This is a genomic window from Clostridium tyrobutyricum (genome assembly GCF_019144085.1).
Classification (GTDB): Bacteria; Bacillota; Clostridia; order Clostridiales; family Clostridiaceae; genus Clostridium_B; species Clostridium_B tyrobutyricum_A.
The window spans coordinates 37,619-60,651 of record NZ_JAHHUY010000017.1 but is presented as its reverse complement, the minus strand read 5'-3'; the positions used below and the strand labels follow the sequence as shown (position 1 = coordinate 60,651).

Here is a 23,033-nt window from a genome sequence, read left to right as displayed (position 1 = left end):
AAAGTTGATCAACTCTTTTATTTAATAAATTTATGTGTAGGTGATAAAATGATAGAAAGATTACAAAAATATATGGCGCACTGTGGAGTGGCAGCTAGAAGAAAATGTGAGTATGTTATATTACAAGGTAGAGTTAAAGTAAATGGTCAAGTTGTAGACAAACTAGGGTTTAAAATTGATACTGACAAAGATTTAGTAGTGTTGGATAATAAGAACATAGTTCCAGAAGAAAAGAAGGTATATATAGCATTAAATAAACCTGAGGGATATGTATCAACTGTAAAAGATGAAAAAAATAGAAAGACTATACTTGATTTAGTTAGAGTAAATGAAAGAATTTATCCAATAGGGAGATTGGATTATGATACATCAGGTTTAATATTACTTACTAATGATGGAGATATATACAATAAGATAATTCATCCTAAATTTGAAAAAAATAAAGTATATATAGCAGAAGTTTTAGGAGTGATATCTAATGAAGATATTTATAAATTTGAAAATGGATTAAATATAGATAATTATATAACAAGCAAGGCAAGTCTAAAAATACTGAGACTGAACAATAATAGTACAGTTGTAAATATAACAATACATGAGGGGAAAAACAGACAAATACGAAAGATGTGTGAAATTATAGGACATCGAGTTATAACTCTTGAGAGGATAAAAATAGGAAAAATAGAGATTGGCAATCTTAAAAAAGGTGAATGGAGGTATTTAACAGATACTGAAATAAAATGTATCTCAATGCAATAATATTTACATATTAAATATTATGTAAATTAAAAACAAAAGTAAACAAAATGAAAGTCAAGTTGATAATATGTTCAATAAATGTTAAAATGAAATAAAAGTTGCATAAAAATGGAGGTTAGAGAAAGGGATGAATATATATGGAAGATGTAAATAATATAGATTTAATGAGAACCATTCAAATTAAATTTCCAAGACTAAGCAAAGGTCAGAAATTAATAGCTGAATACATATTAAAGCATTATGATAAAGCAGCGTTTATGACTGCTGCTAAATTAGGGGTAAGTGTAGGTGTAAGTGAATCTACAGTAGTTAGATTTGCAAATGAACTTGGATTTTCGGGATATCCAAAATTGCAAAAAGCTCTCCAGGAACTTATAAAAAATAAATTAACTACAGTACAGAGAATTGAACTTTCCAATGATATAGTAAGTCAGGAAAGTCCTTTAAAAGGTGTTTTGAAATCAGATATGGAAAACATACGTGCAACTCTGGAAAAGATAAACCATAAAACTTTTGATGATGTAATTGATAGTATATTCAAAGCAAAAAAAATATACATAATTGGACTTAGAAGCTCTACTGCAATTGCAGACTTTTTAGGATTTTATTTAAATCTTATATTAGATAATGTAAAAGTTGTAGGCTACGGTATAAGTGATATATTTGAGCAGATGATAAATTTGACTGAAGATGATCTTGTAATTGGCATAGGATTTCCAAGATATGCTGCTAGAACTATAGAATCTTTAACTTTTGCCAAGAGTAGAGGAGCAAAAGTAACTGCAATAACAGATAGTTTGCTTTCACCATTAGCATCTGCCGCTGACTATACATTAATAGCTCAAAGTAATATGGCTTCTTTTGTGGATTCTCTAGTTGCACCTTTAAGTGTAATAAATGCACTGATAGTTTCAGTAGGTCTTAAAGAGAAAGAAAAAATATCGTCTACATTTGCTGATCTGGAAAATATATGGCAGGAATACCAGGTTTACTCATTTAGAGAAGGAAATTAATTCAAATATATATAAATTTTTTATACAAATGTTACTATATTCATTAGTAATTAAATTAAAAGAAGTAGGATTGATATATCATGTCAAAAAAAGTAGTAGTAATTGGAGGAGGACCAGCTGGAATGATGGCTTCTATAGAAGCTTCAGAAAAGTTGGACACTATATTGCTAGAGAAAAATGAAAAACTAGGTAAAAAAATGTACATATCAGGAAAAGGACGTTGTAATGTTACTAATGCAAAAGATATAAGTGAATTTTTCGATTATATCCCAGGTAATCCTAATTTTTTATATAGTGCTCTTTATAGCTTTACTAATCAGAACACAATAGATTTTTTTAATAAATTAAATGTTAAACTAAAAGTAGAACGAGGAGACAGAGTATTTCCAATATCTGATAAATCATCTGACATAATTAAAGCTATGGAACAAAAAATTGATGAGAATAAAGTAAATGTACTTTTAAATGCACATGTAAAAAAATTAATATGTAAAAATAATCATATAGATTCACTACAACTTTGGAATGGAAAAAATATAAAGGGTGATTATTTTATATTGGCAACAGGTGGAAAATCATATCCTCAAACAGGTTCTAATGGTGAAGGATACAATATGGCAACAAGTGTAGGCCATACAGTAGATGAAATAAATCCAGCACTTGTTCCTATAGAAGTTCAAGAAGAATGGATAAAAGATCTTCAAGGATTATCTTTAAAAAATGTTACACTTGATATAATAGATTCAAATAAAAAAATACTATATAGTGAATTTGGAGAAATGCTTTTTACTCATTTTGGTATATCAGGACCTATAGTTTTAAGTAGTAGTAGAGTAATATCAAAATTTGATAAATTAGAGGCATCAATAGATTTAAAGCCTGCTCTTTCCAATGATGAATTAGATAAAAGAATACAAAAAGATTTTAATAAATATTCCAATAAAGATTTTAAAAATTCTTTAGATGACCTTTTACCGAAAAAGATTATACCAATTGTCATATATAGATGTCATATAAATCCTGATAAAAAGGTAAATTCAATAACAAAACTGGAGAGACATAATCTAGTTGATTGTATGAAAAAATTTACATTGTCTATAAAAGGATTAAGACCTATAGAAGAGGCCATAGTTACCTCCGGGGGAATAAGTGTGAAAGAAATTGATCCATCTACAATGCAATCAAAATTGATTGACAATTTATATTTTGCAGGTGAGATTATAGATGTAGATGGATATACTGGAGGATTTAATATACAAATTGCATTATCCACTGGATTTAGTGCAGGAAATGGAGTAAAAAAAATATGATAGCATTAAGAGGAGCTACAACTATTGAAGATAATTCAATAACTGATATTAAAGATGCTTCTATTGAATTGTTTTCACAGATTTTTAAAAAAAATAATATTGAACTACAAAAAATAATATCTATAGAGATTTCTTGTACAAAGGATATTACTAAAGCATATCCTGGAAAATTCATAAGAGAATATTTTAAATTAGATAAAGTTGCTATAATGCATTTTAATGAAATGGAAGTTGAAAAAAATTTAAAAGGGTTTATTCCACTTTGTATAAGGTGCCTTTTATTAGTAGATGAAGATATAGATAAAAAAGAGTTTGTATATTTAAATAATGCAAAAAAATTAAGAATAGATTTGTTAAATGAATAATGGCATAAAATAAAGGATTTTATCATTTTTTATAGAATAGTATTATAGGATAATAAATCTTTAGTATTTCCTTTAATGAGAGGAGAGAATTCTAAATTGAATATATCTGTAGCAATAGATGGACCAGCAGCTGCGGGAAAAAGTACTATAGCTAGTTTAATAGCTAAAAAGTTTGAACTTATGTACATAAATACAGGGTCTATGTATAGAGCAATTACATTAATATGTATGAAAAATAATATTCCATATCAAAATGTAGAGGAAGTAGTTAGTATTATCAAAAATTTGGATATGTATTTTAATAATGACAGGTTGATAATTAATGGAAAAGATATGGAATATGAAATAAGAAGCTTAGATGTAACTAATAATGTATCAAATTACGCAGCTATTAAAGAAGTAAGAGATATTCTTGTATCTATACAGAAAAATATGGCATATAAATATAATGTGGTTATGGATGGAAGAGATATAGGTACTGTAGTTTTGAAAAATTCTCCATTGAAATTTTTTTTAACAGCAACTGCAGAAGCTAGAGCCAAGAGAAGATATAATGAATTAAACAAAAATGGCATTTTAGTAGAATATAATGACATATTAAATGATATACTAAAAAGAGATTATATAGATTCAAACAGAAGGGAATCACCATTAAAAAAAGCTGATGATTCTATAGAAATAGATTCGTCTAATCTCTCAATTGAAGAAGTTGTAAATATCATATCAAATCATATAAAAGAGTACATAGCAAGTTTATGTAGCAATTAAGGTGATAAAATGAAAGTTATATTAGCAAATAATGCTGGATTTTGTTTTGGAGTAAAAAGGGCTGTAGATGAAGTATTAAAAGCAAAGTATAAATATGAAAATAATAATATTTATACTTTGGGACCTTTAATTCATAACAATGATGTAGTAAATAAGCTAAAGTCCCAAAATATATATCCCATAAAATTAGAAGACATAAACAATTTAGACAAGAATGATGTACTTATAATACGTTCTCATGGAGTACCAAAAGACATATTTGATTTTTTGGATAAAAAGGGAATAACAGTAGTTAACGCTACTTGCCCCTATGTATTGAATATACAACAGAAAGTTCAAAAATATAATAAATTAGGTTATTCTATACTCATAGTTGGGGATAAAAATCATCCTGAAGTTATAGGAATAAATGGATGGTGTGAAAATACTGCCATTATATCAAAGGATGGAATGGACTTAATAGATATTCCAAATAAAGTTTGTGTAGTTTCACAAACTACCGAGAAACAAATAAACTTTGAGAAAGTATTAAATGTAGTTATAAAGAATTGTAAGGAATTTATAGCATTTAATACTATATGCAGTGCTACAGAAGCAAGGCAGAAGTCTGTGGAATCATTATCAAAGAAAGTTGATATGATGGTAGTTATAGGTGGAAAAAATAGTTCTAATACTACTAAGCTGTATGAGATATGTAAAAGCAATTGTAATAATACAATACATGTTGAAAATTCAGGAGAAATACCTGATAATATAATTCATTCAAAGAAAGTAAAAATTATAGGTGTTACAGCAGGAGCTTCAACACCGGATTGGATAATAAAGGAGGCAATTTTAAAAATGAGTGATGACAAAAATTTAGAATCAAATGAACAGTTATCTTATATGGATGCAAATGATAAACAGATAATATTAGGTGAAAAAGTAACAGGAAAAGTAATATCTGTAAATGAAAAAGAGGTATTTTTAAATATAGGATATAAGTCAGACGGAATATTACCTAAATCAGAAGTTACAAGAGATGAAAATAAAGAGTTGGAGCAATTAATTCAACCTGGAGATGAATTGGAAGTAAAGGTACTAAGAAGACAAAACGAAGATGGCTATGTAGTTTTATCAAAATTAGAGCTTGAAAGAGAAAATGCATATAAAGAATTAAAAGAGGCAAGTGGAAATAATGAAGTATTAAAAGTAAAAATAAAAGAAGCTGTAAAAGGTGGTCTTGTTGCAAACTATAAAGGCGCAAGAGTATTTATACCTGCATCTCATGTAGAATTGTATCATGTTGATGATCTTTCAATATATACAGATAAAGAATTCGATATAAATATAATAGAATTTAAATCAGAAAGAAAAGGTACCAGAGTTGTAGGATCAAGAAGAGATATATTGAGAAAAGAAAAAGAAAAACAGGAAGAAGCTACATGGAATGCTCTTGAAAAAGACAGCATTGTAGAAGGAGAAGTTAAGAGATTGACTAATTTTGGTGCATTTGTAGATGTACAAGGAGTAGATGGACTTTTACATGTTTCTGAATTGTCATGGGGAAGAATTTCTAAACCTAGTGATATTCTAAAAGCTGGTGATAAAGTAAAAGTTTATATACTTGAGGTAGATAAAGAAAAGAAAAAATTATCACTTTCAATTAAAAAGCTTCAAGAAAATCCTTGGATAAATGCAAATGTAAAATACCCGGTTGGTAGTGTAGTTTTAGGAAAAGTTGTTAGATTTGCAAGTTTTGGCGCATTTATAGAATTAGAACCAGGTGTTGATGCATTAGTTCATATATCACAGATAAGTCATAAAAGAATAGACAAACCAGATGATGTTTTAGAAGTTGGTCAAGAAGTAAAGGCAAAAATATTAGAAGTAAACAAAGATGATGAAAAAATAGCATTAAGTATAAAAGAAGTAGATGAACTTTAATTTTACAATTATATTTATGAGATAATATTAAATAAAATGCGTGTACATACAGATAGATTATTAATGCACGCATTTTTTACATAAAATTATATTTATGGGGAATAGCATATGTATGAGTGTGTAGGATTAGCAAAAAAAAATTTAAGCTATTTTAAAAAATTAAATGATAAAAGAACTTTATTTAATCCATTAAATAAAGATTTTTTTGAGAATTATTATAATTATAATTTTGCCAAACAAATTTTAATGAGAAGAAAAATAAAACTCATAAAAAACAATTTAAATTATATAGGATATATATGGACTGACATTATAGATAAAAAAACATGTTATATAAATTCTATGAACATGATAAATAATAATGACAAAGATTATTCATCATATAAATATCTAATAAATTTCACAAGAAAAAATTTACATATGATTTATATGTGTCAAAAAAAAAATAATAATTTTGAAATATTAACATCAATAGGTTTTAGTAAAAAAGATGGAACTTTGATTTTCAATAAGAAACTTCTTAATGATATTTCTATAATTACCAAAGATAACATAAATTTTCATGTACTTAAAAGAGGAATAGATGAAAAAATAAGATGTGATATACAAAATAAAGTTTTTGAAGATGAAGGAAGAATACCTTTAACTTTAGAAGATATATATTATGATGAACTTCAAAGTTATTATTACGATAATGGTGCAATTTTCATAAAAATAGGAAAAGAATATATAGGATATGGTCAAGTTATACTAGAAAATAAAACAACTCCTGTAGTAGTAAATTTTGGCATAATAAAAAAATATAGAGGAAACGGGTATAGTAAACTTCTTTTAACGTATTTAATTAAAATAAGTTATTTAAAAGGTTTCCAAAATATAAAAATAAAAGTTAAAAGTGCAAATTATGTGGCAGTTAATCTATATAAATCTATGGGTTTTAAAACACAAAATGAAATATATAATTGGGAACTTTAGTCCTAATTATAAGTGAATTATAGAGTATACTAAATTAATCTTAGAATTTAATATACTCTAATTTTTGCATTTAATATTTTATAAGATTTTCTGTAGGTATATGAATGGATTTTAATTCAAATATACTTGCAGACTTTATTTGTGTAAAATATGATCTATCACATATGCAATTAGCTCTTAATTTATTAATACTTTCCTTTGAAAATTCAATTGAATTTTCAATATCCTTTATATCGTACATATTCAAAACCTCCTTAAAAAAAGGTTGCCCTGAAATAAATATTTTTATACAAAATATAGTTATAATAAAAAGGACGTAATATTTACACCTGAACCTATTAACGATATAATTGTATAGTAAAAATACTACATACATTGGAGATTTAAAATGAGCAAAAAAAAATTTTTTATAGAAACATGGGGATGTCAGATGAATCAAGAGGATTCTGAAAAATTATCTGGTATGCTTAAAAATATAGGATATACAAAAACAGCACAAAAAGATATAGCAGATATTATAATATTCAATACATGTTGTGTCAGGGAAAATGCGGAACTTAAAGTATATGGCAACCTGGGAATGCTTAGAAAATTAAAAAAGAATAATCCTGAACTTATAATAGCTGTATGTGGATGCATGATGCAACAGGAAAATATGGCAAAAGATATAATAAAGAGATTTTCTTTTGTAGATATAATATTTGGTACCCATAATGCCTATAAGTTTCCTGAATACTTAAATAGGGTAAGATACGGAGAAAAATCTGTAATTGAAATACAAAGCAAAGAAGACGGAATTATAGAAGGAATACCTATAGATAGAGAAAGTAGTATTAAGGGATTTGTAACTATAATGTATGGATGTAATAATTTTTGTACATATTGTATAGTACCTTATGTTAGAGGAAGAGAGAGAAGCAGATCGCCTGAGAGTATAGAAAATGAAATTAAATCCATGGTACAAAAAGGATATAAAGAAATAACTTTACTTGGTCAAAATGTAAATTCATATGGCAAAAATCTTGAGCCTAAAGTAAGCTTTGCACAATTATTGAGAAGAATTGATACTATAAATGGTATTGAAAGAATAAGATTTATGACTCCTCATCCTAAAGATTTTACAGATGATGTAATAGAAGCAATAAAACAATGTGATAAAATTTGTGAACATATTCATCTTCCAGTACAATCAGGCTCTACTCGTATTTTAAAAAAGATGAATAGAAATTACTCAAAAGAACAATATTTGAGATTGGTAGATAAAATTAAGAAGTCAATTCCCAATGCATCTATAACTACAGATATAATTGTAGGATTTCCTGGAGAAAATGAATTGGATTTTGAAGAAACTTTGGACCTGGCAAAGAAAGTACAGTATGATTCTGCATTTACTTTTATATATTCAAAGAGAAAAGGCACACCTGCTGATGAAATGGAAGAACAGATATCCGATGATATAAAACATGAAAGGTTTAATCGATTAGTTGATATAATAAACGATTCCTCTGCTAAAAACAATAAACTTTATTTAGGAAAGATAGAAGAAGTTCTTGTAGAAGGATGGAGCAAAAATGACAACACTAAACTAATGGGAAGAACTAGAACCGGTAAATTAGTTAATTTTTTAGGAAACAGTGCTAATATAGGCAAGTTAACTAATGTACATATAAACAGTACAAATTCATTCTCACTTTCTGGAGAAGAAGTACAATAAAATTTTATATTTTAAGGGGGAATAATAATGTCATTAACTCCTATGATGCAGCAGTACTTAGAGGTAAAAGATCAATATAAAGACTGTATATTATTTTTCAGGTTGGGAGATTTTTATGAGATGTTCTTTGAAGATGCCAAAACAGCTTCAAAAGAACTAGAATTAGTACTGACAGGAAGAGATTGCGGACTTAAAGAAAGAGCCCCTATGTGTGGTATACCTTATCATGCTGCAGAAAATTATATAGGAAGACTTATAAATAAAGGCTATAAAATAGCCATATGTGAGCAGTTAGAAGATCCTGCTCAGGCAAAAGGAATAGTAAAAAGGGGAATTATAAAGGTTATAACTCCAGGTACATATACTAACTCTTCATTTCTAGATGAAAATCAAAATAATTATATAGCAAGTTTTTATATAAATTCAGAAAATAATACATTTTCCATATGCTTTTCAGATGTATCTACTGGAGAATTTAACTGTACAGAAGCAAAATTAAATACAGCAACTATTTTAGATGAAATATCAAAATACAATCCTAAAGAAATATTAATACAAAAAGATATTGATATTAAACTATACAGTAGAATAAAAGAAGTATTTAATCTATCTATTACTAAATTAGAAGAAGAATACTTTTCTTACGAAGATTCACTTGAAATTTTAAATAACCAATTTATTGATTTGTCAGTTAAAGATTATAGTCAAACTGCAATAATATGCTGTGGATCACTTTTAAAATACATAATAGATACTCAAAAAACATCTCTTTCACATATAAATAAACTTAATTATTATAATATAATTGACTATATGTTTATAGATGCAAATTCAAGAATGAATTTAGAACTTACTGAAAGTTTAAGAGAAAAAAGAAAAAAGGGATCACTTTTATGGATACTTGATAAAACAAATACGGCAATGGGTGGAAGACAAATTAGAAAATGGGTAGAACAACCTCTTATAAATAAAAAAGAAATAGAAAAAAGACTTAATTCGGTAGAAGAACTTTTAAATAATATATCTATACATGAAGATTTAAAGGATTCATTAAATAATATATATGATATAGAAAGATTAGTTGGTAAGATATCTTCTAAAAGTGTAAATGCAAAAGAGTTAATTTCACTAAAAAAATCTATAGAAAAAATACCTTCTGTCAAATCTATAATATCTAATTTTAAAAGTCCGCTTCTTTCAGATATGTATAAAAATCTAGATGAACTAACTGACATTTATAGTCTTTTGGATAAAGCTATTTCAGAAGAACCTCCGATATCAGTAAAAGAAGGTAATCTAATAAAAAAAGGATTTAATGATCAAATAGATCAACTTAAAGATATTAAATCCAATGGTAAAAAATGGCTGGCATCGCTTGAAAACGAGGAAAAACAAAAAACTGGAATAAAGTCTTTAAAGATAAGCTATAACAAAGTTTTTGGATATTATATTGAAGTAACTAAAAGTAATTTAGACTTAATACCCACTGAAAGATACATAAGAAAGCAGACACTTACAAATTCGGAGCGATATATAACTCCAGAGCTAAAAGATATGGAAGATAAAATATTAACTGCTGAAGATAAACTTATAAATCTTGAATATAACATTTTTGTAAGCATTAGAGAAAAGATAGAAGATCAGACAGATAGAATGCAGACTACCGCAAGAATAATTGCAGAGCTTGATTGTTTAAGTTCTCTTGCATCAGTAGCATTAGAAAATGATTACTATAAGCCTCAGATAACTTCATCAGATGAACTCTCCATAAATGATGGAAGACATCCGGTAGTTGAAAAGATGATTGAAAATGGAAATTTTGTATCCAATGATATAAATATAGATACAAATGATAATCAATTGTTACTTATAACAGGTCCTAATATGGCAGGTAAATCTACATATATGAGACAAACAGCTCTTATTGTGATAATGGCGCAAATAGGAAGTTTTATACCCGCTAAAAGTGCAAAAATATCTATTTGTGATAAGATATTCACAAGAATAGGGGCTTCGGATGATTTAGCATCAGGAAAGAGTACTTTTATGGTAGAAATGTGGGAAGTATCTAACATACTTAAAAATGCAACTCCTAAGAGTCTTGTGCTTCTAGATGAAGTTGGCAGAGGAACTAGTACATATGATGGATTAAGCATTGCCTGGGCTGTAATAGAGTATATCTGCAATAATACTAAATTAAAATGTAAAACATTATTCGCAACCCATTATCATGAATTAACAAAATTAGAAGAAAATATACATGGTATTAAAAATTATTCTGTAGCAGTAAAAGAAATGGATGGAGAAGTAATATTTCTTAGAAAGATTATACCTGGTGGTGCAGATCAATCCTATGGTATTGAAGTGGCAAAACTTGCAGGATTACCTGATAAGGTTATAAATAGGGCTAAAGAAATCTTAAATGACTTGAAAAGTGAAAAACATAGTGACAAAAGCGAAATTTGTGTTGATAAGGAAATTAAAGATAACTATAAACCTACAATGCAAATAAATATAGAAGATTTACAAAAACAAAATATACTAAGAGATATAGCTGATATAGATATACTAAATATGACTCCTATGGATGGATTTAATAAGTTATATGATATAATAAAGAAAGTAAAATCCATGTAAAACAAAGGAATGATATATAATGAAAAGAATAAATTTATTGGATATTACAACTTCAAATAAGATTGCTGCTGGAGAAGTAGTTGAAAAACCTTCTTCAGTTGTTAAGGAATTAATTGAGAATGCAATAGATTCAGGTGCCAAAAATATAACTATTGAAATATCAGATGGTGGGAAAAAACTTATACGAATAATAGATGATGGATCTGGAATACATCATGATGATATAAAAAAAGCTTTTCTTCCTCATTCTACCAGTAAAATAAAAAGCATAGAGGATATATCTAAAATAAATACCATGGGATTTAGAGGAGAGGCACTTGCAAGTATTGCTTCCGTATCAAAAGTAACACTTAAAAGTAAAACAGTAGGATATGACTATGGCAGGAAGATATCTATATATGGTGGGAAATTAAACAAGATTGAAGATACAGCTTGTAATTTAGGAACTACAGTTGAAGTGGAAGACTTATTTTTCAACGTACCTGCAAGACAAAAATTTTTGAAATCCAGTAGTAGGGAAACTGCCTATATTTCAGATATAATTCTAAGATTAGCCCTTGCAAATACTGATATTTCTTTTAGATTGTTTAGCAATGGGAAAAAATCAATTACTACTTTTGGTACGGGACATCTTATTGATACGATAAGGTGTCTTTATGGTAAAAATATATATGAAAATATTACTCCAATAGAAAAACATAGTGATATAGCTTCAGTATCTGGTTATATAGGTAATTCAGAAATTAGCAGGGGAAGTAGAAACAATCAAAGTATATTTGTAAATAAAAGATATATAAAAGATAAATCCATAACAGCAGCTGTAGAAAGAGCTTTTAAATCATTTTTAACTATAAATAAATTTCCCTTTTTTATAATATTTTTAGATATATTTCCTGAGTTCATAGATGTAAATGTTCATCCATCCAAGCTTGAAATAAAATTTACTGACTCCAGAATGATATTTAAATTTATATTTGATGCAGTACATGAATCTCTTAGAGAAAGTCTTAAAGATTCATTTACCATAGATACTGAATATGATTCTGAAAAAGCTAAAATCAGAGAAGAACTAGTTCAATTGCCAATAGATCTAAAACCAGCTGAAGATGCTTTAGACAAAATTGAGAGTTATAAAAACATAGGAAATGTAAAAGAACAACCAATACATGAATATAGAGAATCAAATAAAGGATTAGATTATAACTATAATAAAATAGCTGAAATTCCTGAAGAAATTTCAGAAAATGCCGAAGAACCTAAATCCCCTAAGTTCCCAAAACTTAGAATTATAGGACAGTTTAATAATACATATATAATAGGAGAAGCATTAAATACCTTGTTTTTAATAGATCAACATGCTGCACATGAAAAAATATTATTTGAAAAATATAAAAATGAGATAAAAAATAGTAATGTTGTTTCTCAATTATTAATATCTCCTATAGTAATAGAACTAAAAAATTATGACTATTCCTGCTATATAGAAAATAAAGATATATTTAAAAATACAGGATTTAATATAGATATATTTGGTGATAATACAATAAGTATAAGAGAAGTGCCAATAATACTCGGCAGTCCATACATCAAAAATTTATTTATAGATATACTGGATAATTTGAAAAATATGGGTTCAGGAGAAACTTGGGAAGTAAAATATCATCGTATTGCTACTATGGCATGTAAAGCTGCAATAAAAGCACATGATAAATTATCCCAAATTGAAATGGAAAATTTAATAGAAAAATTAAGATATATTGAGGATCCTTTTAATTGTCCACATGGAAGACCTACTATAATAAAATTTACAACGACAGATCTAGAAAAGAAATTTAAAAGAATACAGTAATATTAAATAAAACTATGGAGGTAAAATGAAAGATTTATTTATACTAGCAGGACCTACAGCTGTAGGAAAAACTGATATATCTATAAAACTAGCAAAAAAATTAGATGGTGAGATAATATCTGCAGATTCTATGCAGATTTACAAATATATGGATATAGGTTCAGCTAAAATTACAAAATCAGAAATGTGTGGAATTAACCATCATATGATTGATATAGTTAAGCCAGATGAAAGCTTCAATGTATCAAAATATAAAGATAGTGCCTTGAATTGTATACAAAAAATATATAATAATAAAAAACTTCCTATGATTGTAGGAGGAACGGGACTTTATATAAATTCTCTCATATTCAATTATGATTTTACTGAAGCAAAAGTTGATGAAAATTATAGAAAACATCTGGAATATCTATCTAATGAAAATGGAAAAGAGTATGTTCACAACCTTTTAAAAGAAGTAGATAGATATTCATATGAAAAATTATATCCAAATGACTTGAAAAGAGTAATAAGAGCTCTGGAAGTTTATAAACTTACTGGTAAACCTATAGGAGAATTCAGTAAAAATACAAATGAATATGATATTCCTTTTAATATACATTATTTTGTATTGAATATGGATAGAAATAAACTTTATGAAAGAATAAACATGCGTGTAGATATAATGATGTCAAATGGGCTGGTAGATGAGGTGAAAAAGTTAAAATCAATGGGTTATGATATATCCATGCAATCAATGAAGGGAATTGGATACAAGGAAATCTTAAATTATCTAGATGGAAAAATGTCTCTATATGATACTATTGACCTAATCAAAAAAAATAGCAGACATTATGCTAAAAGACAACTTACATGGTTTAGAAAAGATACTAGAGTAAACTGGGTAAATAAAGATGAATTTAAAAATGATGCTGCTGTAATAGATTATATAATCAACAAATTTCCAGCTACATCAAACTTGTATAAAAGTTAAATACTGGTATAATATAATTATATTATTTGTAAAGAGTTTCAGAATTCTTGAAGGAATTTTGTGATATCCATAGAATTATATATATAAGCAACGGAGGGAGAAAAAATATGAGTAAACCAATAAATAATTTGCAGGATATATTTTTAAATGGAGCAAGAAAAAATAGAGCTTCAGTAATAATATACTTGACCAATGGTTTTCAAATTAAGGGGAATGTAAAGGGCTTTGATAATTTTACGGTTATATTGGATTCAGATGGCAAACAACTTATGATATATAAACATGCCATTTCAACTATTACACCTTTAAAACCAATTTTATTTAACAACATACAAGATGGTGAAGTATAACAGGGGTGGGCAATTGCCTATTCCTTTTTTATATGTTACTATAATATTTGATTTATAAATTTGGAGGTAATAAATTTGTTGGACATAACTAAACAAAAGCTTAAAGATACATATAAAATAAATGATAAAGCAATAAAATTGTATGAAAAGGCATTTGATGATGTAAAGGATCAATTTGAATATTATGACAATATAAGAGAATACAATCAGATCAAAGTATTAAATGCAATGCAGAAAGAAAAAATAAGTGAATCTCATTTTACCAACTCATCAGGATATGGTTATGATGATATAGGAAGAGATGCTCTTGACAGAGTATATGCTGATATATTTAATGCTGAAAGCGCTCTTGTAAGACCTCATTTTGTAAATGGTACTCACGCCCTTGGTTGTGCGTTGTTTGGCAATTTGAGAACAGGAGATACACTTATTTCAGTGTGTGGAAAACCGTATGACACGCTCCATGGAATAATAGGTATAAATGGAGATGACAATATAGGGTCTCTAAGAGAATACGGTGTTAATTATGAACAGGTGGATTTAAATGAAGACGGAACTATAGACTTTGACTCTATAGAAAGTCATTTGAAGAATAATAAATCTATAAAATTGGTACATATACAAAGATCTACAGGTTATGGATGGAGAAAAGCACTCCTAATATCTGAAATTAAAAATATTATCGATATTGTAAAAAAGATAAATCCTAATGTAATATGCCTCGTTGACAATTGCTATGGTGAATTTATAGATACTAAAGAACCAACAGATGTTGGAGCAGATCTAGCAGCTGGCTCCCTTATAAAAAACATAGGTGGTGGAATAGCTCCTACTGGTGGTTATATAGTAGGGAAAAAAGAATATGTTACTCAGGCATCTTATAGATTAACTGTTCCAGGAATAGGAGGAGAATGCGGATCAACTTTCGGAGTTATGAGGCTTTTGTATCAAGGACTATTTTTTGCGCCTCATGTATCTATAGAAGCTTTAAAAGGTGCTTTATTGTGTTCTAGAATTATGGAACTTGCTGGATTTTCCGTGCTTCCTAAATATACGGATAAAAGAAGTGATATAATTCAGGCAATTAAATTTAATGATGAAGAAAAATTAATAAGATTTTGCAAGGGTATACAAAAAGGCTCACCTGTAGATTCATTTGTAGAATGTGAGCCTTGGAATATGCCTGGATATTCCGATCAGGTTATAATGGCAGCAGGTGCTTTTATTCAGGGATCATCCATAGAATTGTCAGCTGATGCTCCTATAAGAAAGCCTTATATAGCTTATCTTCAAGGAGGACTCACTTTCGATCATGCCAAAATAGGAATACTCATAGCGCTTTCAAATATATACGATTAATTTAAATAATTAGTATCGTCTATATATACCAACTAATTTTCCAATAATAGTGCAATCAGGTACTATTATTGGATCCATTGTTTTATTTTCCGGCTGGAGCCTAATATGATCTTCTTCCTTAAAGAATCTTTTCAGAGTAGCATCATTTCCAATTAAAGCTGCCACTATGTCTCCGTTATTAGCAAAGTTATTCTGTTCTAGTATAGCAAAATCTTCATCTAGAATTCCTACATCCACCATACTTTCTCCATGAATTTTCAGCATAAAAAGTTGATTCGTATTTTTTACATAATCTATAGGAAGTGGAAATGTATCTTCTATATTTTCAACAGCTAATATTGGTGTTCCAGCTGCGATGGTACCTATAATAGGTATATTTATCATTTCTTTTTTCTTCGTAGAATTTTCCATAATTTCTATAGTTCGAGGTTTAGTTGAATCCCTTTTTATAAGGCCTGATTTTTCTAAATTTTCTAAGTGTCTATGAACGGTTGATGTAGATCTCAATCCAACTGCTGCACATATTTCTCTGACAGAAGGAGGATATCCTTTATCTGCTACATAACTTTTTATAAATTTATATACTTCAGATCTTTTACTACTTCTTTGTTCTGTCATGAAAACACCCCTTGAATTTTATTCATTTGCATTATAACATATATATTAAGTAAAGACAAACTTATGTTCTGTTATTGACAATTTTTGAATTTATGTTCTATACTAGTCTCTGAGCTAATAATTAAGAAAGGAAAATAATTTTATGAATAGAAGCAATTGTATATTTAGCAGTGAAAAAATATGTACTAACTGTGGTGAATGTGATACCTGTGAATTAGATTCAAATAAAAAATGTAATAATTGTGGCAAATGCCTTGAGATGGAGGGCTATGATATGAGAGCCATAAAAATAGAAGGCATACTAGACAATAAAGATGAAATAGATGATTATGAAAATGAAGTTTCAAGGGAAAATAAAAGTGCTAGTACAGAACATATAAATGAATGTCATTATCATTTACAAGACAATATAAATAAGACTATAGAAGAGCAAAACGATCAAAAATATGAAGATGTTTTTGATAAATGCAATATTGAGTATATAAATGATATAGATGGTTTGAATGAAATTTTAGAAAATGAAGAAGATTTAAAGAAACTAACACAGGAAGAATATCCAGGACTTATAAAAATAAAAAATAGAAAGAGCAAAAATGGAGATTAGGCTAATTAAGCTGAACTCCATTTTATCTAATTCATTTAGCTTTCATCACTTAATGGGTTAGATTTAACTGCCTCCCTTAATTTTTCATCATCTACGTGAGTATATATTTGAGTAGTAGAAACATTTTCATGTCCTAATATTTTCTGTAAACTTCTTATATCTACATTACCATATTTATACATAAGCGTGGCCGCGGTATGTCTCAACTTATGTGGAGTATATTTTTGGGTATCAAGTCCTGCTGTTTTCAAATATTTTTTCAATATAAGCTCTACAGATCTTTTGTTTATTCTGGTATAATTTTTGCTTATAAATAAGGCGTCTTTATCTTTAATTTTGTCATATTCATAGTTTCTTACCGTTAAATAATTATTCAGTGCTTTCAGGCAAGCTTTGTTTAAATAAATAGTTCGTTCCTTGTTTCCTTTACCCACAACAGTTAAAGTATCATCTTTCATCTTAGATATATCAATTCCACACAGTTCGGATAATCTCATGCCACAGTTCAAAAACAATGTTATCATACAGTAATCTCGTTCTTTGAATCTACAGTTCATATATTCAATAGCATTTAATAACGATTTGCTTTCATTCAAAGATAAATAGATAGGATTTCTTTTGTTTATTTGTGGTGATTCCAATTCGGAAGCAGGGTTTTCTGAAATAATTTTAACTTTTCCATGAAGATATTTAAAGAATGACTTTAATGAAGCCACTTTTCTGGCTCTAGCATAATTTCCATTAGCTCTATAATTTTCAGTAAAAGATATAAAGGCAAATAAATCATTCAAATCAATACTTTTTATAATTTCTGTATCTACATCTGATATTTTTATATTCTGGAAGTCACATTCCTTAGGAACCAACCCCCTGTATAATTTTATGAATTTAAAAAACATTGTTAAATCTACCTTATATCCTTCAATAGTATTTTTCGATTTTCCCTTTATTGTTTCAAGGTAATTAAAAAAATCATTTAAGGATTTTGGAAGCTGTGTATTGTAAATATGTTCTAAATTATATTTGATAATGCTCATTCCCTTCTAAAAAAGTCAGTAACTTCGCTAAATGGTTATTTAGCGAACATAATATTTTATATAATTCTATATATTTAAGTAAAATTCCTGCTAATCAGTTAGATATTTTATTAACGATGTTATAATAATTGTCTAATTATATTTGATTTGCAAATATGTATATATCATTTATCGACTAAAAACTCATGAAATTTATATCTATTATTATTATATTAGTTATTGTATTAATTTGTAAAATTGTAGTTTCTTAATAATGCATTTAAATTCAATTGATAATATTGTCAATTGAATTTAAACGGGTACTAAAACTAAAATCATTTATGTCCATATAATGTAATTATTGTGGACATTTATGAAATTGAAAATTTTCCACAATATGGTGATAATTCTGTGACTTCATTTTTCCCTATTCTCCCCTTTTCTTCTCTTTTTTTAAAATTCAATTTAAAAAGAATACACTTTTATATCAAATGCAGGTAAGATTATTTATAAATTAAGAAAATAAAATTTATTGAATGTAGAATTCTGAGGTGCGAATTATTTTAAAAATATTATTTATAAATAATATGGGATCCTCTTCCCTTTCTTTATATCTTCCAAAATGCTGTTGTAATATATTATATTTATGTATATTTTTCTATAATTAAGGCAAAATATACTAGTATAAACACTTAATATAAAAAGGAGGTTTAATATTTTTTATGATACTTGGTATACCCAATGGATTATTACACTGTAAATACTATCCGTTTATAAATAAATTTTTTAGTGAACTAGGTGCTGAAATTATAACTTCACCAGATACAAATAAGCATATCCTAAATCTTGGAACTAAATATTGTGTAGATGAAGCGTGTCTTCCAATAAAAATTTTCCATGGACACGTAGCTTATATAAAGGACAAATGTGATATTATGCTTATTCCTAGAATTATGCAGTTAAATAAAAGAGAATTCATATGTCCTAAATTTTGTGGATTGCCTGAAATGATAAAAAACGATATACCGAATTTGCCTATAATAATTTCTGATCCAATATACGCCTTTTCTAAGTCTAGTATTAAATCATGGGTTAAACATACAGGACTTATATTTACTAAAAATTATATAAAAATAAATACTGCTTATAAAAAAGCTTTGGAAAGTCAATCTAATTATAAGATTGGATTGAGAGATAAAGGCTTTACAATAAATGTTGCATTAGTTGGTCATCCCTATAATATATATGATAATTTTGCAAATATGAATGTGATAAAAAAGCTAAATAATTTGGGAATCGGACTCTTAACTGAAGAAAATCTAAATGATACACAAATAAACAGTGAATCCAAAAATCTTTTTAAAAGGCCTTTTTGGACTTTTGCAAGAAATTCTTATGGATTTTCTACCTATATGGCAGAGCATAAAAAGGTAGCTGGTCTGGTATATATATCTTCTTTTGCATGTGGCATAGATTCTATAGTAATTGAACTTATAAAAGATAAATTAAAAAATTTTCCAATATTAATATTAAAAATAGATGAGCAAACTGGTGAAGCTGGTCTTGATACAAGATTAGAAGCTTTTTCCGATATGCTTAAAAGAAGGTGTGCTGTATCATGAAAGTAACTTTCCCTAATTTAGGTAATACTTGTTTGGCAGCAAAAGCTATATTTGATGGTTTGGGAATTGATTATGTTCTCCCACCTGAAAGCAATAATAATATACTGGAAACAGGGTGCTTACATTCTCCAGAAGAAATTTGTCTACCATTTAAAATAATGATAGGTTCATACATAGAAAGTATTAAAAAAGGGGCTGATACAATACTCTTAGTTGGAAGTTGTGGACCTTGTAGATTTGGAGAATATTGTGAACTTCAAATGACCGTTCTAAAAAAACTTGGTTATGATTTAAATTTCATAGTTCTTGATTCTCCAGGTGATATAGGAATAAAAGAATTTATAAGACGAATATCTCAGATAAATAAAGAAATTCAAGTATCTAATTATGAAAAATTAAAGGTATTATCAATAGGTTTTAAAATAATAAACTTAATGGATTCTATGGAAAAAGATGCTAAATACTTATCGGGATATGAGGTTAATAAAGGCCAATGCAAAACAATTTTAAAACAATGTAGAGAAAAAGCTTTTAGTACTAATTCTCCATATGAGATGTTATCTGTTTTAAAATATTATAAAAACGAACTTAAGAATGTAATTGTTGATAAAAATAAAAATCCACTTAAAATAGATATAATAGGAGAAATATATACTATAATCGAACCATTCTCAAATTTATTTATTGAAGACAGACTTATGAATTATGGAGTATCGGTATATAGAAATTTAACTCCGAGCTGGTGGGTAAAAAATACTATTTTATCTATTATTGGTTTAAATTCACCTTCTATAAAAAAATATTCTAAAAAGTATCTTCCTTTAAATATAGGCGGTCATGCAAGGGAATGTGTTGGAGAGGCCGTCATGGCAAGTAAAAAGAATATTGATGGTGCAATTCAAATTTTCCCTATGGGATGTATGCCTGAAATTGTTTCCAAATCAATATTACCTACTGTATCAAAGAATGAAAATATACCGATACTTTCATTAGTTGTAGATGAATTAACCGGAGAAGATGGTTATATTACAAGAATTGAAGCTTTTTTAGATTTACTTGAAAGGAGAAAAAACAATGTATTATATGGGAATTGATGTTGGATCAGTTAGTACAGATATAGTAATTGTAGATGAAAATATAAATGTAATTGAATCAATATATTTAAGGACAAAAGGAAGACCTATAGATGCAATTCAGGAGGGTTTCAAATTATTATATAATAAATATAAGAATATAAAAATAAACGGAGTAGGTACTACAGGAAGCGGTAGAAAAATAGCTGCTTCCATAGTTGGCGCAGATATTGTAAAAAATGAGATAACCACACATGCTGTAGCTTCATTAAATGTAAATAAAAATGTACGTACAATAATTGAAATTGGAGGTCAGGATTCTAAAATAATACTCTTAAACAACGGGATTGTATCTGACTTTGCCATGAATACAGTTTGTGCAGCTGGAACAGGATCTTTTTTGGATAGGCAGGCTGAAAGACTAGACATTCCAATTGAACATTTTGGAAATTATGCATTAAAATCAAAATCACATGTTAGAATAGCTGGTAGATGTGCTGTATTTGCTGAATCAGATATGATACATAAACAGCAGCTTGGTTATAGTAATAGTGATATAATAAAAGGTCTTTGTGATGCTTTAGTCAGGAATTATTTAAGCAATGTTGCAAAGGGAAAGGATATACAAGGAGATATATTCTTCCAAGGTGGGGTTGCTGCAAACATTGGAATCAAAACTTCATTTGAAGAAGTTCTAGGATGCAACGTAATAGTACCACCCAATTATAAAGTTATGGGTGCTGTAGGCTCTGCGATACTTGCAAAAGAATATATAGAAAAGTCCAAAAAAATTACTAATTTTAAAGGCTTTAATCTGGCAAATACTAATTTTACCTCAAAAAGTTTCGAATGTACTGGGTGTTCTAATAGGTGTGAAGTTGTAAAAATACTTGGAAGCAATGAAATAGTAGGTTTCTTTGGTGACAGATGTGGAAAGTGGAATGATAAAAATTCTAATCTTTCGGCCTAATTTTTACTTTAATTAAGCAGATATGCAAAGTTAAATGACTTTGCATATCTGCTTTCTATTTTATTTACTAATTGACAGTTTGTAAATATATAATATATAATATTTAGTATATAATATTTTAATACATTCATAGTATTTTAAACAAAAATTATATAGTATTCTAATATAATACGAATGTAATAGTTTAAATAAAATATTATTCAATATATAAAAATATTAATATAAAGGATGTGATCTAATGTCAATAAAATATCAGGGATTTTTTTCAGCAGTGAGAAGAGTAATATTTATGTTTATTGGTACTACATTAGCAGCAATAGGCTTAGAAACTTTTTTAATTCCAAATAATGTAATAGATGGAGGGGTAACTGGTATATCCATTATGTCTAGCTATATTACAGGTTTACCACTTGGATTGTTTATATTTATATTAAATATACCATTTTTAATAGTCGGATATAAGCATATTGGAAAAACATTTACCCTTTGTACCCTGTTTTCCGTAACATCATTATCTGTTATGGTATCTATTGTAAAACACTTAAACCCTGTAACAAATGATACACTTTTAGCAGCTATATTTGGAGGAATACTTATAGGAATAGGTATAGGACTAGTTATAAAAAATGGTGGATCAACAGATGGTACTGAAATTATTGCTATAATTTTTGATAAACGTACATCTTTCTCTGTAGGAGAAATAGTCATGTTTATAAATTTGTTTATATTAGGTAGTGCAGGATTAATATTCGGATGGGATAGAGCTATGTATTCTCTATTAACATACTATATTGCATTTAAGGTAATTGATATTACTGTTGAAGGATTAGATGAATCAAAATCTGTTATAATAGTTTCTAATGAATATCAGCAAATAACAGATGCTCTTTTAGCCAGATTGGGAAGAGGTGTTACTCTTTTAGAAGGAAAAGGAGCTTATTCTAATGTTCCTACTAATGTAATCTATGTAATAGTTTCTCGTTTGGAATTATCTAAACTTAAATCCATCGTAACTGGTTTTGACAAACACGCATTGGTAAGTGTATCAAATGTAGATGTATCAGGAAAAAGTCTCAAAAAGAAAACTATACATTAATTAATATTATATACAAAATGAAGATATTTAAACATC

At 27.7% G+C, this 23,033-nt stretch carries 21 protein-coding genes; 18 read left to right on the top strand and 3 right to left on the bottom strand.

Going from position 1 to position 23,033, the window contains the following annotated elements; translation table 11 throughout:
- Positions 1-48: 48 nt before the first annotated feature.
- The 7 genes from KM800_RS09135 (at position 49) to KM800_RS09105 (ending at position 7,116) form a co-directional block, all read left to right on the top strand.
- Positions 49-759, top strand: coding sequence for a pseudouridine synthase (locus tag KM800_RS09135; protein WP_217812803.1), 711 nt, complete (start codon positions 49-51; stop codon positions 757-759).
- Between the two features lie 137 nt (positions 760-896).
- Positions 897-1,772: a MurR/RpiR family transcriptional regulator gene (locus KM800_RS09130; RefSeq protein ID WP_217812802.1), complete on the top strand. Its 876-nt coding sequence runs from the start codon at positions 897-899 to the stop codon at positions 1,770-1,772.
- Positions 1,773-1,852: 80 nt separating this feature from the next.
- Complete coding sequence (locus tag KM800_RS09125; RefSeq protein WP_217812801.1) at positions 1,853-3,082, top strand: NAD(P)/FAD-dependent oxidoreductase; 1,230 nt, start codon at positions 1,853-1,855, stop codon at positions 3,080-3,082.
- Positions 3,079-3,447 carry a chorismate mutase gene (aroH, locus tag KM800_RS09120; protein WP_217812800.1) on the top strand — a complete coding sequence of 123 codons (369 nt, stop codon included), beginning with the start codon at positions 3,079-3,081 and terminating at the stop codon, positions 3,445-3,447. The genes KM800_RS09125 and aroH overlap by 4 nt, the downstream gene beginning before the upstream one ends.
- A gap of 96 nt (positions 3,448-3,543) precedes the next feature.
- Positions 3,544-4,215, top strand: coding sequence for a (d)CMP kinase (cmk, locus tag KM800_RS09115; RefSeq protein WP_217812799.1), 672 nt, complete (start codon positions 3,544-3,546; stop codon positions 4,213-4,215).
- 9 nt (positions 4,216-4,224) lie between these two features.
- Positions 4,225-6,141: a bifunctional 4-hydroxy-3-methylbut-2-enyl diphosphate reductase/30S ribosomal protein S1 gene (locus KM800_RS09110; protein WP_217812798.1), complete on the top strand. Its 1,917-nt coding sequence runs from the start codon at positions 4,225-4,227 to the stop codon at positions 6,139-6,141.
- 108 nt (positions 6,142-6,249) lie between these two features.
- On the top strand, positions 6,250-7,116 hold the full coding sequence (locus tag KM800_RS09105) for a GNAT family N-acetyltransferase (RefSeq protein ID WP_217812797.1): 867 nt from the start codon (positions 6,250-6,252) through the stop codon (positions 7,114-7,116).
- A gap of 70 nt (positions 7,117-7,186) precedes the next feature.
- Here the strand turns inward: KM800_RS09105 and KM800_RS09100 are convergent, their stop codons facing one another.
- Positions 7,187-7,357, bottom strand: a complete 171-nt coding sequence (locus tag KM800_RS09100; RefSeq protein ID WP_217812796.1) for a hypothetical protein — start codon at positions 7,355-7,357, stop codon at positions 7,187-7,189.
- Between the two features lie 147 nt (positions 7,358-7,504).
- On the opposite strand from KM800_RS09100, the gene miaB reads away from it, so the two are divergent.
- The 6 genes from miaB to KM800_RS09070 all read left to right on the top strand — a co-directional run bounded on the left by miaB (position 7,505) and on the right by KM800_RS09070 (position 15,998).
- On the top strand, positions 7,505-8,830 hold the full coding sequence (miaB, locus tag KM800_RS09095; RefSeq protein WP_217812795.1) for a tRNA (N6-isopentenyl adenosine(37)-C2)-methylthiotransferase MiaB: 1,326 nt from the start codon (positions 7,505-7,507) through the stop codon (positions 8,828-8,830).
- A gap of 27 nt (positions 8,831-8,857) precedes the next feature.
- Positions 8,858-11,467, top strand: a complete 2,610-nt coding sequence (gene mutS, locus KM800_RS09090; RefSeq protein WP_217812794.1) for a DNA mismatch repair protein MutS — start codon at positions 8,858-8,860, stop codon at positions 11,465-11,467.
- Between the two features lie 19 nt (positions 11,468-11,486).
- Entirely contained in the window at positions 11,487-13,316 is a 1,830-nt protein-coding gene (gene mutL, locus KM800_RS09085; protein ID WP_217812793.1) for a DNA mismatch repair endonuclease MutL, read from the top strand.
- A gap of 25 nt (positions 13,317-13,341) precedes the next feature.
- On the top strand, positions 13,342-14,289 hold the full coding sequence (gene miaA, locus KM800_RS09080; protein WP_217812792.1) for a tRNA (adenosine(37)-N6)-dimethylallyltransferase MiaA: 948 nt from the start codon (positions 13,342-13,344) through the stop codon (positions 14,287-14,289).
- Between the two features lie 107 nt (positions 14,290-14,396).
- Entirely contained in the window at positions 14,397-14,639 is a 243-nt protein-coding gene (gene hfq, locus KM800_RS09075) for an RNA chaperone Hfq (protein ID WP_017753310.1), read from the top strand.
- A 75-nt stretch (positions 14,640-14,714) separates the two neighbouring features.
- Positions 14,715-15,998 carry an aminotransferase class I/II-fold pyridoxal phosphate-dependent enzyme gene (locus KM800_RS09070; protein ID WP_217812791.1) on the top strand — a complete coding sequence of 428 codons (1,284 nt, stop codon included), beginning with the start codon at positions 14,715-14,717 and terminating at the stop codon, positions 15,996-15,998.
- A 9-nt stretch (positions 15,999-16,007) separates the two neighbouring features.
- On the opposite strand, the gene lexA is transcribed toward KM800_RS09070, so the two are convergent.
- On the bottom strand, positions 16,008-16,616 hold the full coding sequence (gene lexA, locus KM800_RS09065; protein ID WP_217812790.1) for a transcriptional repressor LexA: 609 nt from the start codon (positions 16,614-16,616) through the stop codon (positions 16,008-16,010).
- A gap of 142 nt (positions 16,617-16,758) precedes the next feature.
- Here lexA and KM800_RS09060 point away from each other — a divergent pair, with 142 nt between their 5' ends.
- Positions 16,759-17,220 carry a hypothetical protein gene (locus tag KM800_RS09060; RefSeq protein ID WP_217812789.1) on the top strand — a complete coding sequence of 154 codons (462 nt, stop codon included), beginning with the start codon at positions 16,759-16,761 and terminating at the stop codon, positions 17,218-17,220.
- A 35-nt stretch (positions 17,221-17,255) separates the two neighbouring features.
- Here KM800_RS09060 and KM800_RS09055 read toward each other — a convergent pair whose 3' ends face one another.
- On the bottom strand, positions 17,256-18,248 hold the full coding sequence (locus KM800_RS09055; RefSeq protein WP_217812814.1) for a tyrosine recombinase XerC: 993 nt from the start codon (positions 18,246-18,248) through the stop codon (positions 17,256-17,258).
- Positions 18,249-18,958: 710 nt separating this feature from the next.
- On the opposite strand from KM800_RS09055, the gene KM800_RS09050 reads away from it, so the two are divergent.
- The 4 genes from KM800_RS09050 to KM800_RS09035 all read left to right on the top strand — a co-directional run bounded on the left by KM800_RS09050 (position 18,959) and on the right by KM800_RS09035 (position 22,997).
- Positions 18,959-19,858, top strand: coding sequence for an acyl-CoA dehydratase activase-related protein (locus KM800_RS09050; RefSeq protein WP_217812788.1), 900 nt, complete (start codon positions 18,959-18,961; stop codon positions 19,856-19,858).
- A complete protein-coding gene (locus KM800_RS09045; protein ID WP_217812787.1) occupies positions 19,855-20,952 on the top strand; it encodes an acyl-CoA dehydratase activase-related protein in 1,098 nt (365 codons plus the stop codon). Before KM800_RS09050 ends, KM800_RS09045 begins: the two co-directional genes overlap by 4 nt.
- Complete coding sequence (locus tag KM800_RS09040; RefSeq protein ID WP_217812786.1) at positions 20,933-21,901, top strand: acyl-CoA dehydratase activase; 969 nt, start codon at positions 20,933-20,935, stop codon at positions 21,899-21,901. Before KM800_RS09045 ends, KM800_RS09040 begins: the two co-directional genes overlap by 20 nt.
- A gap of 238 nt (positions 21,902-22,139) precedes the next feature.
- Complete coding sequence (locus tag KM800_RS09035; protein ID WP_217812785.1) at positions 22,140-22,997, top strand: YitT family protein; 858 nt, start codon at positions 22,140-22,142, stop codon at positions 22,995-22,997.
- Positions 22,998-23,033 lie beyond the last annotated feature (36 nt).

Coding starts and splice junctions, on each gene's coding strand:
- KM800_RS09135 (WP_217812803.1), top strand. CDS start 49: ATGATAGAAAGATTACAAAAATATATGGCGCACTGTGGAGTGGCAGCT.
- KM800_RS09130 (WP_217812802.1), top strand. CDS start 897: ATGGAAGATGTAAATAATATAGATTTAATGAGAACCATTCAAATTAAA.
- KM800_RS09125 (WP_217812801.1), top strand. CDS start 1,853: ATGTCAAAAAAAGTAGTAGTAATTGGAGGAGGACCAGCTGGAATGATG.
- aroH (WP_217812800.1), top strand. CDS start 3,079: ATGATAGCATTAAGAGGAGCTACAACTATTGAAGATAATTCAATAACT.
- KM800_RS09110 (WP_217812798.1), top strand. CDS start 4,225: ATGAAAGTTATATTAGCAAATAATGCTGGATTTTGTTTTGGAGTAAAA.
- KM800_RS09105 (WP_217812797.1), top strand. CDS start 6,250: ATGTATGAGTGTGTAGGATTAGCAAAAAAAAATTTAAGCTATTTTAAA.
- KM800_RS09100 (WP_217812796.1), bottom strand. CDS start 7,357: ATGTACGATATAAAGGATATTGAAAATTCAATTGAATTTTCAAAGGAA.
- miaB (WP_217812795.1), top strand. CDS start 7,505: ATGAGCAAAAAAAAATTTTTTATAGAAACATGGGGATGTCAGATGAAT.
- mutS (WP_217812794.1), top strand. CDS start 8,858: ATGTCATTAACTCCTATGATGCAGCAGTACTTAGAGGTAAAAGATCAA.
- mutL (WP_217812793.1), top strand. CDS start 11,487: ATGAAAAGAATAAATTTATTGGATATTACAACTTCAAATAAGATTGCT.
- miaA (WP_217812792.1), top strand. CDS start 13,342: ATGAAAGATTTATTTATACTAGCAGGACCTACAGCTGTAGGAAAAACT.
- hfq (WP_017753310.1), top strand. CDS start 14,397: ATGAGTAAACCAATAAATAATTTGCAGGATATATTTTTAAATGGAGCA.
- lexA (WP_217812790.1), bottom strand. CDS start 16,616: ATGACAGAACAAAGAAGTAGTAAAAGATCTGAAGTATATAAATTTATA.
- KM800_RS09060 (WP_217812789.1), top strand. CDS start 16,759: ATGAATAGAAGCAATTGTATATTTAGCAGTGAAAAAATATGTACTAAC.
- KM800_RS09050 (WP_217812788.1), top strand. CDS start 18,959: ATGATACTTGGTATACCCAATGGATTATTACACTGTAAATACTATCCG.
- KM800_RS09045 (WP_217812787.1), top strand. CDS start 19,855: ATGAAAGTAACTTTCCCTAATTTAGGTAATACTTGTTTGGCAGCAAAA.
- KM800_RS09040 (WP_217812786.1), top strand. CDS start 20,933: ATGTATTATATGGGAATTGATGTTGGATCAGTTAGTACAGATATAGTA.
- KM800_RS09035 (WP_217812785.1), top strand. CDS start 22,140: ATGTCAATAAAATATCAGGGATTTTTTTCAGCAGTGAGAAGAGTAATA.